The sequence below is a fragment of the Nocardia sp. NPDC058058 genome (assembly GCF_042885355.1).
In the GTDB taxonomy this organism is placed as follows: domain Bacteria; phylum Actinomycetota; class Actinomycetes; order Mycobacteriales; family Mycobacteriaceae; genus Nocardia.
Window position 1 is genome coordinate 408,796 of sequence record NZ_JBHVSA010000003.1, and the last position, 14,311, is coordinate 423,106.

At 58.4% G+C, this 14,311-nt stretch carries 9 protein-coding genes; 5 read left to right on the forward strand and 4 right to left on the reverse strand.

What is annotated here, in order from left to right; translation table 11 throughout:
* Positions 1-708: 708 nt before the first annotated feature.
* Positions 709-1,860 carry an aminotransferase class I/II-fold pyridoxal phosphate-dependent enzyme gene (locus tag ACFVUS_RS25580; protein ID WP_387771349.1) on the reverse strand — a complete coding sequence of 384 codons (1,152 nt, stop codon included), beginning with the start codon at positions 1,858-1,860 and terminating at the stop codon, positions 709-711.
* 1,202 nt (positions 1,861-3,062) lie between these two features.
* On the opposite strand from ACFVUS_RS25580, the gene ACFVUS_RS25585 reads away from it, so the two are divergent.
* Positions 3,063-4,091 carry a helix-turn-helix domain-containing protein gene (locus ACFVUS_RS25585; RefSeq protein ID WP_387771352.1) on the forward strand — a complete coding sequence of 343 codons (1,029 nt, stop codon included), beginning with the start codon at positions 3,063-3,065 and terminating at the stop codon, positions 4,089-4,091.
* Positions 4,092-4,234: 143 nt separating this feature from the next.
* Here ACFVUS_RS25585 and ACFVUS_RS25590 read toward each other — a convergent pair whose 3' ends face one another.
* From ACFVUS_RS25590 to ACFVUS_RS25600, 3 genes are all read right to left on the reverse strand, one after another.
* Positions 4,235-5,128 (reverse strand): alpha/beta fold hydrolase, encoded by an 894-nt coding sequence (locus ACFVUS_RS25590; protein ID WP_387771355.1) that lies wholly within the window; start codon positions 5,126-5,128, stop codon positions 4,235-4,237.
* A 98-nt stretch (positions 5,129-5,226) separates the two neighbouring features.
* Positions 5,227-5,589, reverse strand: a complete 363-nt coding sequence (locus ACFVUS_RS25595; RefSeq protein ID WP_387771358.1) for a hypothetical protein — start codon at positions 5,587-5,589, stop codon at positions 5,227-5,229.
* A gap of 762 nt (positions 5,590-6,351) precedes the next feature.
* Positions 6,352-7,125: a cysteine hydrolase family protein gene (locus ACFVUS_RS25600; protein WP_387771361.1), complete on the reverse strand. Its 774-nt coding sequence runs from the start codon at positions 7,123-7,125 to the stop codon at positions 6,352-6,354.
* Between the two features lie 431 nt (positions 7,126-7,556).
* Here ACFVUS_RS25600 and ACFVUS_RS25605 point away from each other — a divergent pair, with 431 nt between their 5' ends.
* From ACFVUS_RS25605 to ACFVUS_RS25620, 4 genes are all read left to right on the forward strand, one after another.
* Positions 7,557-8,396, forward strand: coding sequence for an iron-containing redox enzyme family protein (locus tag ACFVUS_RS25605; RefSeq protein WP_387771364.1), 840 nt, complete (start codon positions 7,557-7,559; stop codon positions 8,394-8,396).
* 101 nt (positions 8,397-8,497) lie between these two features.
* Positions 8,498-9,664, forward strand: coding sequence for an ATP-grasp domain-containing protein (locus tag ACFVUS_RS25610; RefSeq protein WP_387771367.1), 1,167 nt, complete (start codon positions 8,498-8,500; stop codon positions 9,662-9,664).
* 1,659 nt (positions 9,665-11,323) lie between these two features.
* A complete protein-coding gene (locus tag ACFVUS_RS25615) occupies positions 11,324-12,802 on the forward strand; it encodes a hypothetical protein (RefSeq protein ID WP_387771370.1) in 1,479 nt (492 codons plus the stop codon).
* Positions 12,803-13,239: 437 nt separating this feature from the next.
* Positions 13,240-13,797: a hypothetical protein gene (locus tag ACFVUS_RS25620; RefSeq protein WP_387771373.1), complete on the forward strand. Its 558-nt coding sequence runs from the start codon at positions 13,240-13,242 to the stop codon at positions 13,795-13,797.
* The last annotated feature ends 514 nt before the right edge of the window (positions 13,798-14,311 follow it).

The window sequence follows — 14,311 nt, forward strand, 5'->3', positions numbered from 1 at the left end:
TGCACCTCGCGCAAGGCGTGCGCCCCTATACACAATGGCTCGGCGGTTGAACGAACACACAACGCAATATGTAACTCACGGGCGGTCGGCAACAGCGACGCCGAACAGACTACCGGAGCGAAGGGGAATTTAACAGGGGAGGGGATCCGTGACATCATTTGTTCGGTGTCTCTATTTCGGATTGCCATTCGATACCATCCTCACAACGAGGTCCAGGCATCCAGTTGCCGCAATCAGCAAAAATCGGTCTTGAACTGGACATCCCGGGATACCCATGTCGTCGCGGCAGGGCGTCCAGCATAGTCCAGAATATCGATACCCTTCCGACGTCTCCATCCAGCATTCCCAACGGTGGAAACTTCGGAAGTGGATTTCCAGTCCTGGAGGGAACTGGGGCAGGCGGCACAGGCTACCAGACGATATGTACAGCGCCGGTTGCCCTGTCCACGCGGGACCCGCTGATATCGCGATTGGCCTGGGCCAGCGGTAACGCGTCCAGCGCGGTGGCCGACTTCTGCGGCACAACCCGCCTGAGTGTTACGTCAAAGTAATGAAACCCGCGTGGCACGCGGCTGTTAGTACTAGCCGCAAGCCCTGAAGGCATCGAGATTTCGATCCTCGGACGCTGGACATACGTTGACCTATCCGAGATTCCCCAGTCTTCGGTTCACGGGCGCTGAGCGTGGGTCTGCACGCGGCGTGGTCTAATCAGTACCGACTCCCGACGATGTCCAGGCACAATTCGTCAATAACCGCTTCGGCGACATGCGGAACCGTAACAATATGTGCCCGATCGCCTTCGGTAGCCAGATGATACTTTCGGCAGATCCACGCTTCCGGCCGATCGAAGACGACAATGATCGATGCCGGAAAAAGTGCAGGGCGAAGCCCCGCTTCAGCAAGCCGCCTGGCAGCATACTCGGCGGTGTCCAGCGCACGGTGTGCCTCTCGCGCAAGACCGGTCGCGCCCTTGCTCGCGAGCGCGTACCAGCTCAACGCACTAGCCAGACCGCTGCGTGAGCAACCAAGTGTGGCATCGGTGACCCCGACATACTCGCCTTCTACCTGTGGGTTGACGAACCCCCGCCGGCACAGTGCCACCGCACAGGGGACTGGCACACCAAGCATCTTGTGCATACTGACAGCGACACTGCCGACATGCCGATACCCGAAGCCCCACTTCTCGCGCCATGGCGTGAACGGCAGAATAAGTCCGCTCAAAGCAGCATCGGCATGGACGTAAACGTCCCCGGCACCAGCCGCGGCCGCCTCGATCGCAGGAATATCATCGACCGCCCCCGTCATGGTTGTGCCGATTGTAGCCACGACCACCGCGCCTCTCCCTGCTTCCCGGCGGCAGATGCTGGCAAGCATTTCAGTATCCATCCTGCCTTCACGATCACAAGGGATGACGACCAATGGTTTGCGCATCAGCCGCGCACTTTTCCGGATCGAGTAGTGTGCAGCAGCGCTGCAGTAGATCTTCGCCTCCGGCAGCAATGTACAGCCGCGGTCCAGCCCGAACTGGTTGGCCTCGCTACCACCGGAGGCAAGGTAACCGTACGTGTCGTAGGGATCGCCGTTCGCCAACCGAGTCATGAACTCGACGACCGCGCGTTCCATCGCCTTGGACCCCGCCGCAGGTATCTCATAGCTGCCAGGGTCGCCAACATTGTTGAGGAAGATATCCAGCAGGCCACTCAGTCGGTTGAAACTGAAATTAAGATTTCCTGGATAGCCAAGGACATAGGGTTCTTCCGCTTGTATCACCGCTACGAAGGAATCCAGATGATCAAGTAATTCATCATCGGTCCGAGCGAATCGATCTATCGTCAGATAATTCGCAGGTAAAACAGTCACTTCCGTTATCCTGATCCACTACTTGCATTTACATACCCAGTCGACATTGCAGGATCAAGACCCTAGCAATGACTTACAGTCAAGGCCGTCGAATTATTTCCACCACCGGGAAGAAAGAGCGATAGTATTCCCCGCAGGTTGGCCAGCCGGGCGAGGGGTATCCCAAGCCACATGCCACACTTCCGGACTCCGGGCGGGCAAGTCCGAGCCCGGAAGCGACTCGACCCCGACTACCGCCATCGTGCGTAGCTCAAGGCTCCAGTCCGACAGCGTCTTGGGTGAGCCGAACCGTACCCGCGCTTACACCCGCCGTCTCGCTGCTATTCCCAGTCGCGAGAATCCGCGCGTTGTAATCCGATCCCTAACGGTCTGAAGGATTAGCAGACTATTCCCAGCAGCCGGATAGTCATCCAGGCGCCTTCAGGATCGAGCGACCAACTAGCGCCGTGGCGCAAATGGTCCCTTACGGTATCCAAATCCGACATAACACTTCGATACCCTGATCCCCTATGGCCATCGCTAGATACCGCTGGCGTTCAGCAGCGGCAAGCCGCAGGCGTCCGCGGCGCATCAGCGACGTCACCCAAACGTCCACCTAGCTCATGCGGGCCGGAATTCAGTGGGTATTTGCTCCCTCCGTCATGATCATGCCGCAGTGGCTCCGCGCCAGCGCCCCGCCGGCTGGATCGTCCTTTCCAAGACAGAGCGCTGCACACACCAGGGCCTAGTTCGAGAGCCGACACACGGACAACGTTGGCACAGAGATGATTACAGCACCGAGAGGACCATTCCCTTTGCAGTGCAATCGATTCCAAATCCATCCTCTTCGTCGTGGTAGATACAAGGACGAGACGGGTCTTCGAATTCCGAGACCTGCGAATGGAATCCCTTGGCAGACATGGACACAATCGCGATTCTCATGTTCGATGGCACTTCGCGATTCCCCACGCCATACACGTCGGGACCGGTCGTGGCGGATCGCTCCGGAACCACGTGACGGCATACTGCCTGCGGAATGCGCAAATGCCTCGAAGTGTACGAATTCCTCAGTGGCACTGGCATGTTCGGTCCTCGCCCGGCAAGATCGAAATGCCCCTCCGACCTCGGGAATCGGCGTCTGATCGCGTGTACCCATCCAATCGAGGGAGCAGAACGCGCCAGCGGGCCCGAAATCGAGTCGAAACGGCCGTTATGCTCCGGTGGTGATCGAAGGCACCGTACCGACCCGCCTCGCCGGACTGATCCGAACCACCGCGCTCAATGTTGGTGTCCTGCCCGCAGCGCTGGACGAGATTGATCCAAGCGTGAATCCAGCGGCACTGGCCGACGACTGTTTTCGGGTGCCGACCGAATGGGCTTGGCGTGCATGGGAACTCATAGATGCAACCGCTGGTCCAGGGTCAGGTCTGCTCGCTACCGCAGCAGCCGGTCCTGCTGAACTGCGAGTGTGGGACCACCTTCTCACCAGCGGTCCCGCACTCGGTCAGACGACGCACACCGACGGCGAATTGCGTGGTGTGGTGGCGGATCCGAGCATCGGCTGGATCGTGATGAAAAACGGACGTTTGCTGACCATTCGCGATACGGTCATCATCGAGAATGATCCAGTCCTCGCGCCAGTCGAGGAGTTCATGCTTTCGATCATGCTGCGCCGTGTCCGTGCCGCCACCCACAAGCATCTAGTCCCGATTCGGGTTACACTGAGCCACCGATCCAGCAATCGCTATAGCTATCTCGTGGATGAATTCGGTACCAGCCACATTGATTTCGGTGCCCCATGCGCCGAACTGACCTTCCTCGACGCGGGCGCACTGCCGGTTGGCACCTGCCCACACCTCGGTGCCATGCTGCGTCATTACGCCGAACTGGTATTGGCAACATCGCATCCCGCACCGAGTTGGCCACAAACCCTGCACGCCATCATCGCCATCGCCCTGTGCGAAGGCGATGTCAATATCGATGAAGCGGCCGGTCGACTGACCATGAGCGCGCGCACGCTGCAGCGCCGCCTGCACGAGATGGGTACCACGTGGCGGCATGAGGTCGAATTGGTCAGGTATGAGCACGCCGTCCGCCTCATACGCGATACGAGATTGCCACTCCAGTCGATCGCAGCCCGGCTCGGCTACGCAGACGCCCGAACCCTGCGCCGTGCCATCCGACGGTGGACCGGCCAGGGCACTGACGATTTCCGCCGCAATCTGCGCCGCCCCGCCACAAACGCAACATGAATTAAACTGGGGGTTAGGTCCTGATGGCTTCAGTCATTCAACGGCTAGCGCCACCACACCAATACTTGAATTTGGTGAATGCCTGTTCTATGAAATTGCGGCGCAGGCAAGAGAAATGCTCGAAGATCGGAAGACGGAGGATTTCATCGCTCCAGCTTCTCGGCCAGGAAGTTGAGAGCAAGTTCAGCGACCCTGTCCGGCGCGTCGGCGTGCGGGCAGTGCCCCGAACCCTCGGACAGTGCGACCGTACCGAGTCCTTCGGGCATGAGTGCGGCGATCGCAAGTCCTTCGGCCTCGGGATCCGGGAAGTCCGGATCCTTCGTGCCCATAATAATCAATGCTGGGCGAATCAGATTCGGTAGCTGCGCTTCGGCATCAGCGGGAGTAGTCTCGATAGTCTTGAGAAGTTCGTCGAATCTGCCTGGTGCACACAAATTCTCGGATAGCTCAGCGATGTACTCCCGATAGTCGGGCGGTTTGATCGGATATGCTACGTTCAAGTACTTCACCCACTGTTTCGGACTCTCGCGCATACGCGCCATCGACCGCCAAATCATGCCCAGCCGATACCGGTGATTTGTGAGAAATGCTGCGGGAGAGAAAGTTTGGGTTCTGGTGAACGGGTTGAGCTCGATCACTCCACGTACGAGTCCCGGTGCGCGCGCAGCGGCAATGGTGGCGGCGCCACCAGAAATGGAATGCCCGACAATGACCGCGGGTCCGCCAAGAGCCCGGATTACTGCCAGCAGGTCACCGGCGATATCAGTGTGCGAGATGACATCGCCGCCATCGTGCGAGGCCCAGTACATACTCGATTCTCCGTGCCCTCGTAGGTCCACAGTGATCACGCGATAGCCGGCCTCGGCCAGCTTCGGCGCGAGGAAGCGATACACCTGCCGGAGATCACCCGCACCCGGAGCCATCACCACCAGTGGCCCCTCCCCCATCGCGTCGTACGCGATACGACCCTGTCCAATCGTCAGAAACCGAGTCGCGGCAACACCTTTCCGATCATGAATGCTGACTGGGTTGTCCACAATGACTTCCTAGTGTTGAAGGATGACACACGATGGCGCTAATGGCGCGTGTCCCCGAACTTCCACATCGGGAGAAGCGAATTCCAAAACTGTAGGCGCTACGATATCCATGCGAGGTGGCAGAACCCGCCGACATAGGGGTCTGACGCGCCATACCCGCGACATGCGTACTCAGCCAGTCGGGCAGCTAGCCGCAGCCGCTCACTCAGCAGTGATGCACTGCTGAGCCCGACGGCAAGCATGGCCGGCGTTCTCGTCCCGGGCGAGGAACCGATTGTCGGTGCGATGCATTCGTTCCCCTTCTCCTCCAGATATCCGCCAAATATGCAATAGGCCGCAGCTGCATCTGGAAGGTCATCGTCGGCATCTTGAATCGCCGCAAGCAGCGCCAGCACGATGTCTTTGCCCGACGAAAAACCCAGGACTGCAATGAGATGGCGCGGGAACCGCTTCCCGTGCATGCAATCTGCGCCAACTGGCCGGCAGGCCCGTAGCGACGGCAACCAGGTACAGCCTTGGGACTCAGTCCACCAGTAGGACTCCTGTCTGATGTGGGAACAATCGGCCCTAACCATGTCGATCTTTGAATCGCATCGCACTCCACCAACCAGCATATGAAGCCTCTCGAATGGCGTGAACGTGGCACTTTCTCCACCAGGTAGTCCCAATCTGCCCCTGCGTGTCACGATTTCCCAGCAATGAGAAGACATGGCCTCGATGTAGACGGTCTGCGGCTACGAAGTTGTCGAACGTCACCCATCGGAACACTCTTGTGTTTCCCATACGACAGTTCTCGATCGGCAGTGGTAGCCAAAGACACATCGGCGCGAACCGGACCCAGGATCTGCACATCGAGCTGCTATGTCGCCGGGATCAGCTCGTGACTGCGGTCCGCTAGGTTGTCGGTCAGCAGCGAAACCGAGGGTCGCCGATGGCAATTCTCGTATCGGTGGAGTATCACTTCACTCCATTTCCGGGGTAGTGAATACCTCGGAAATGCATTGTGCCAGAACAGGATCACTGAGCGGTAGGAAGCTATCGCAGGCCAAGCTTCAGTCATCAACCAACTCGGACGCCGGAGGGTGGCCGAAACTCGATTGTGTTAGTTCCCAACCGAGGGACACGTACACTCTCCTCCCGGACGGCGACCTCGGCGGAGAATTATTCAGTTCGTGCCGAACGACACGTGTCAGACCTGCACATGGAGCCGTCTCGGATGTTAACTATCCCTGTGCCGTGCCGAGGCTAGCGATGATGTCAGCAGCGTTGGCGGTAAAGCCGAGGCCATGTTCGACGTTATACACCGTTGCCCGCATACAGAAATCGGGAGAAGTAGTGCTGACCGCGTCCAAGAGCAGGATCGGATCGTAACCGAGACATGCGGCGTCAGTCAGGGTAGCGAGCACGCACTGGTCAGCATTCACGCCGGCGAACATCAGCGTGTCTGCACGAAGGTTCCGCAATATTGAGTCCAGTGGTGTGTCGAAGAACCCGCTCAGTCGATGTTTCGCAACATGAAGGTCACTATCGGCGATGATCAATCGCGAAACGACCTCAGCGGACCAACTGCCTGTTTGCATCGCATGTTCGCCTGAACCTGGCAGCGGCGAGCCGATGCCTCGACCTCCTCCGGCGAAGTCGTAAGTATGCAGCACGCTCGGAGGAATGTTCGCGCGGTCCGCCCGCGCAGCCCAAGTAACCCAAACTATCGGCACCTTTGTAGATCTGAGGACCGGCAGTAGCTCTGCGACAGTGTCGATCGCGGACGTCGCTGCCGAGACGTCACGCCCGGTCGACGCGAGCCAGCCCTTCTCGTGACAGAAGTCGTTTTGCAGGTCGATTACGACCAATGCCGTGTGAGCAAGATCGAGTGTCAGCCTCTTGGGTCTTGCCGGGATCGAAAGCGGATTCGCGGCAGCTTTGATACGACACACGTCGACTTCATCGGAGCCGACCTGCCAACTGTTTTGTGGTGTCGGACCGACCAGCCGCCTCAACCTGGCAACCGATTCTTCAAATCCCGCAGCTGCTTGGCAACTTCGACACATTCAAACGGTCCATCGAAAGCCATAAATCTCCTGGACGTCCACGAAATAGTCCAGCGAACATGCATTTCACTGGGTGCGTGCAATTATATATCCGACATTCTAGGCTCAATTCCCACCACAGAGAAGAGTTGAAGAAATTCAATACCGGACGGTCTCTCAATCTTCTTCCACAAATCCGCACCTCGATCGCGCGGCACCCTGCTTGACAAAAACTCACCTCGCCGGTATAAATTCCGAAAGATTCCAAACAGTACGCCGGAAACTAATAGACACACTTTTGAATCAAAAATCTCACAATCAAAAATCTCACATTGTTGAAATACTATTAACCAGATTATATTCAGCGGCATCACAAGGCTACCCCTCGGAGGTATTCCGTCATGTCAGAGCCATTTACAGAACTTCATTCTGTGCACAACTTGCCATCTAGGGAAAGGACACAACTGTCACTCCAGGATGCACATGCGAAGATCGAAGCAATCGCATCTAGTTGTTACGAACACCCCGCCCTCAACAACACATTCTATTCATGCTGGCGAGATTGCGCCTGGCCGGTCGCGGACGTGGAATTGTTTGCACGCAATTTCTATGCTCATGTTTCACCTACTGCAGACAGGCTAGCTACGCTATTTCTCCGATTGACCGACGCGGGCGCCCGAACGGAAACTGTCGAAAACCTCGATGACGAGCTGGGTCACGGAGATCCTTCAAAAACGCATGCGGTGTTGCTCCGAAATATGCTGGAACAATTGCTGTCGCGTTTACATGGCAAGCCAGTTGTATTTTCTGATATCGACGGACCGTTATTGCCTGCCACTAAGCGTCTCGTTCGCGACGGAATGACATTGTTTGGTGAGCCGCGCCCAGAAATCGGCTGCGGGGCACTTCTCGCTCAAGAGTGGCATGCATACCCGCAACTGGTACTACTATACGAAGGGATGCGAAACTATATGGATTATTTCTCCCTCGAAGAATTTCATGTGAATTCTGAATATTTCTATCTCCATATTGGGGCAACGGAAAAGGAGCATAAGATGCACTCGATTTCCACCGCCGCTCGAATATGTCGCGACACGACTCAGATCGACCTACTGAAACATGGCTACGACAGTTACCTGGGCCTGCTCGCCGATTACTGGGAGGAGCTCCATTCGCATACTTCGCACACTTGGCACAAGCCACTTCACCGATCAACCTCGCAGGTAGTTAGACCACTGTGACCCCGCGGCCCAAGCGTGTGGTCGTAATCGTCGATCCTGTTCGAGCAGGAGCTCGACTACCACGACTGTTCAGCGGCCTCGGTCACCACTGTGTCGCCGTCATGAGCCGCGATGGCAGAGAGTCGACAGCGCCAGAAGCTTTGCAGCGCCATGACTTCGTGACCATCCTGGACGAGTACGCCCACGCGAGCGTAGAATCTATCGTTTCAGAGTTGAGTCGCTTCGAGATCATATGCATTGTGGCAGGCATGGAGTCGGGAGTACTTCTCGCCGACAAGTTGTCGCAGCATTTTCCACACCTGCCAGGAAATAATCCCCGCCTCAGTTCAGCACGCAGAGACAAGGTAGCGATGGCCGAATGCGTGTCCCGCCACGGTCTGTCGACAATCGATGGGGCTCGGGTCACCCGAGCGGATCAAGCCGCCGCATTCTATCGAGGGCTCCCCTCTCCGCGGGCCGTGGTCAAACCAGTCTCCAGCACCGGCGCGAACGGCGTCCACTTCGTCGACTCCGAAAAATCTCTACTTGCCGCAGTGAAAGCGCTGATAGGCGAAAAGGACATATTCGGGCATGTTAATGACGCTGTCTTGGTGCAGGAAGACGTTTCCGAAGACAGCGTCGAGTACACCGTCAACTCGATCAGTTCCGCAGGACATCACTTCGTCACCGACGTGTGGCGTATGCAGCGGAGAATGGTAGACCGTACGGCAGTGTGCGTGTATTCGGATCTCGTGCACCCCAATGAGGAGCCCTATAGAACTTTGACAGATTTCTGCACGAGAATTCTCGACGCTGTGGGGACCATGAACGGTGCAGCCCACACCGAGATCATGATGCGCCCTAACGGCCCCGTCTTGATCGAAACCAGCTCTCGCCCCGAAGGAGCGTGTGATCCAGCCGCCGTATACGCGACACTCGGCCACAGTCAGAATTCACTGCTCGTCGCCGCCTATCTCGATCCTGAGGGATTCGCACACAGCACTACCCGGCCTATTCCACATGATCGGCACGCCCGGCATGTATATTTCCTCAGCACCAGCGAGGGCCCGATACACGGCCGAGCAGAATGGAACCAAATTCTCGCGCTGTCGACCCTATACAGCCTCGATAGCGCGCTCGATACGACAGCGTGGTTGTCACGAACCACAAACCTGACAGTATGCCCTGGTCATTTGTATCTGATTTCATCGGATCTGGTCGCCATCGAGCGTGACTATGAGGACTTCCGACGCATGGAGGCGATACTCTATCAATCCTTACTCGGCTGATAGACAGAACCGCACACTCGCCCTCATCGCGATCATTCTTGGTCGCCACGTATTCCTGATTGCGCAGGCACGGAGCAGATGATGGGGAGTGTTGATGCATGGCCAACCGATCGATGCGACATAGAGGTTGATCAAATTGGTGCGCCTGGTGAGGAGTCTCAGAGCCTCTGCAACTACATCGGTGGCAATTGGCGGGAGCTGATCGAACTCAAGAACTGGCAAGAGCAGCAGTAGACGGCCGAAGATATCCTGTCGCGCATACCAGCTCTCACTCAAGCAGTCCGAAAGAATGTCATCCCGCGGACGAAGCGCGCGTGGGCAGCCACCGCCGGACGCGATCACCGCCGACGGCGCCGACCAGAGAAGATCATAGGGCAGAGAATCAATCGAGAGGAAATCATTGTGTGAATTAGAATAGATAACGTTGGACGGTGAATGTTATTTCTCGGCCCGGTCAAGTGCCCCAGGCATGCTCCCGGGTGAGGTAGGCACCCGGGAGCATGCCCTGGTATCAGAGATGCGGCAGACCAGCCCAAGATCCGGTCGGTGTGGCTGCCACGGCGTTCGCCACGAGACTGATGAGGTTGCCGAGTACGTTCATGTTTCTCCTTATGTCGCACTTATGAAGGACGACGACAAAGATATTTGAAGTCCAAGCCTCGACACTTCCCAATGTCGGGAACATTCCGGTGGCAGCTCCATAACGCAGATCGTCTACCTCACCAGAACCGAGGATATCGACGACCTGCAAGATTTGGAACTTGCTTTCATGGGTGTCTATGCGATCGGCCGCAAGACGATGAATATCCAGGGAAGGGGACCACCCTTCCCAGGTGCGGTAAACAGCCGTAAGACCAACGGGTGCTGGATGTTGTTAAGGTCGAGCGGGCGAGCACCACGCACCATGCGCAGACCATTTTGAGGCGGAACTGACAGTTGCGCCCACATGAACAGTGGACTTAACCACCGACATCGCAGCCAGAGAGTTCTCCCTGGCTGGAAACTACTGTGGCCGCATGGTGAGCGTGCGAAGCACTCACGAGCCTGCGAAACCGATGACCTGCCAGGTGCGGACCAAACATTGGAGAACGTCAGTGACCGAAAAAGCTCCTCGCCAAATCACGCCCGAGTCCTTGACGAACTGGCCGATCGAGGAGTGTGTCGACCAACTCGACGGGCCGCTGACTTTCGCGGAATTCCTCGGGATCATCGGATGGGCCGCACTATGAGCGATCAGGCGATGGGGCCAACGCGGTTCCAGGCCACTCTCACAGGGGGAAATACTACTTCGAACCCGTGGCGATGCTGGCGGAGCAGGGTGATATTGGGAATATGCGGCCGCCGGCCTCACGATCGCGCTACGGGAGTTCGTCGCCGGATCCAGTTCGCCGACGTGTTCAATGCCCGATGTGAGGGTGATCAGCGCGCTGCAGACCCAGTTGCCCCCGCGATGAGCACCATAGACATGCTCGCCTCTCCAGCCCGTGCGGTCGATCGGCCGAACCGCAGTCCAGGGCATTGCTCGCTTTGTCGGCGGCGACTGGAGACTTTGCGCTTGGGATGGCGTCGGCAGTCCATTGGCGGCGCTTGGATCCCGAAGGTGGTGGGCGGCGGCGATTCTCGGTGGCTCCCCGGTGGCCGCTCGCTAAGGATGTACCAGTGCACGACTTAGACGAGTTCGCGGGGGTTGCCGACCAACAAGACCGTTCGGCAACGTTCGAGCTGATTCGGAACCTGACTTCTCCCAACACAGGGGCGCTGGAGCGGGACCGGATCGCCGATGCGCTTGGAGAGCTCGGCGACCCACGCGCAGTGTTGCCGCTGACGCGGATCGGGTACGACCGCGATCAACCGGACGAAATACGACAGACAGCGCTATCGGTGCTGGAACGTTCGTCGATGCACCGGGATTCCGCTGTTCTGCGCGCCTGGTGGAATTCCGGTGACGATCTGGTTCGAGCGTACGTGCTGCGGCAGGCTACCCGCGACGAATCCGATCTGGTCGAATCGGTCGCATGCGATCCCCACCACCTGCTACACCGGCACGCACTCGAGGGAATCGTTGCGGGCTTCGAGGAGCCACATTGGCAGCAATACAAGATCGTCGGCCTGAACCACCCCGACCCGGCGATACGGTCGACCGCCGCCGATGTTCTGTACTGGGACGAACCGGTTGCTGCCGAACCGGCCTTGCAGCGTGCCAGTGCCGACGTCGACACCGACGTAGCGTGCTCCGCTATTGAGACGCTGCGCTACTACCCCAGCCGGTCCACGCTGCGACTGCTGCACGAAATCTCCCAGGGCGACGACGCTTCGGCGGCGTCAGCACGGGATGTCGTGGCCGACATGCTCGGCGAGTTCGAGAATGAACAAGCACGGATCAGACATTGGCTCGCACCGGTCGCCGCCCTTCTCGGTACACCCGACTCTGATGCTGTCTCTTCACTCGTACCACCTGGATCACCGGGATCACCGCTCCCCAAACAGTCTGTGCCGAAAGCAGCGGAAGTACTCGCCGCATACTCGGATCTCGACGGGCAATGGGCGCCGAAGCTGGCCGCGCTGGGTAGCTACGACTGGAGCGGTGTGCCTGCCGCCGACCGCCCCGGCCTGGCCACGTTCCTGTCCAGCCATCCAGACCCGAAGGTCCGACAGCTGTGCTGTCAGGTGTTGTCAAGTTGGCATCAGACGGATTCGCTGCTCGCACTCGCCCGCGATCTGGACCCGGGTGTCCGTGGGTCCGCGGTTTACAGTCTGCGTTTCGTGCCACCGTCTGTCGAAATCGCCACATTCACATGGGATCTGGTCGTCTCCGGTCGGGTAGCCGGCACCAGGGGCGCCGAAGCACTTGCCGCCTGCGCCGCCCATACCCGACCTGGAGAGCTGGAAGACCGTTTGATCATGTTGGCGCGCACCGATCTCCGGGAGAAAATCCGCCTCGAGGCGGTATCGCTATTGGGCGATCGCATTAAACCGTTGCTACCGCTGCTGTCCGAACCACCGCTGCTGACTTGGGCGGTGCACATCCAGCTACTGTCTGCCTGCCGCAGCACCGATGTCCTGCCGCGCACTGCCGCCGCTCTGCGGAATGTCGACAACTTACATTTAGCGGCAACTCTTGCCGATCTGGCCGACTAGCGGAGTCGCTCGGGGGATCCCCAAGTCCCCTCCATCGATGACAGACTCGCGTGCGCCTATTGGTATGTACGCGCGGACGGTGAGTACATTGATCAGAACAATGGCAGGCGCGAGGGCCAGGGCCTATGAAAAATCGACTCCGACAATGACATCCGGCGGCTCTGTCACGATTACCGGCTCCAGATCGGCGAGACCGGCAATAACGATTGCGCGCCTGCCCTGAATTGTGGGGTCATCGAGTGCTGTTGCTGTCGCGGGCAGGAGGCTGCCGACGCGACTCGCGTGTTCGACCATCGGAGAAGCCGACAGCTCCGCTGGCCTCCGCCCAGCCTGGATTGTCAGCGCTAGCAGGTTGCGGTGATTCGAAAGATCGAGGGCGCGATTCGCGTTCCTTACCTGCACTGGGAAATCGAACGGCGTGGTGGAAACTCCGCAGTGTGGTGTTTATTCAGTACTACTTCGCACTCGGTGAGCCGCAGGACAGAGCTCTACAGCGAGTCCAGGACACGACACGATTCTTCCTGAGCTGCAGGAAGATTCTTGATGGCTGTGATTTGCTACCGGCTATCGGGATCGTTGCCGGCGGCACCGTCGACGAGTACGAATATATGAACTTGATGGCTGAAGCGGTCGCAAACATGAGCAGCGCCACCGAGATTCCCCACAACATGATCACACCGATGTTGGGATTCGATTGGGCAAGCGCTTGGGCTCGCTCGCGAGCACCTTTGTGTCCGCGGTGCGCGGCCCCGCACGAGGAATTCGACGCCACCACGTGGCTGTGCAGCGAGTTGGAGGTATTCGAAACGTGCGCCGAATGTGACACCACCGCCCTTATCGGGGATTGGGATCTAGAGAGGTCCAGTTTTGCCCGAACCAATTGCTGTGTGGCACTGCGGGATTGGCCATCACTGCCACAGGTCGCAGCAGAGGTTCACGCCCATGCGCTACAGCTGATCGGATGCCGAGCACGCTATCTGCACGGCGGACTCTGAATCTCTAGCGAGTTCGCTGATATCCAACATGCGAGGACGCTCGACACCTGCGGCCGCCGATACCTATTCGACCACAGTGCATTGCCCTACTTTGTCCGGCTGACGAGTCATTCGAACCTCCGACCATGCGCACGGGTCCGAGGAAGCCTGGCACCCGAAAGATGTTGGTGCCGTGAGTAATACGACGTGAACAGATCTGGCTGTGCGTCGCCCCTCACCTGTACAGCCGCGTGCCGGTGGTTGTCGTCCGGGTGGGCACTGTGGTTGCGAACAGCGTCGACAACGCGGTGCGAGCGGAAATCTCGAACCCGGATGGCCAAGTCAGCGCTGGGGTGACAGTACCGGACATATCCGGCGGGTCGTCGGTCTACCTGTGCGCACATCCAAGTATGTATGCGGTGATGTTGATCTGCGCGGGTCCGGACTTTTCAGCAGTCCTTTCGCCGAGCCAGGCCGCAACTGGTCGCACCGGACGTACCCAACCGGGCTGATATACAAGCGGGCGACAGTCCCG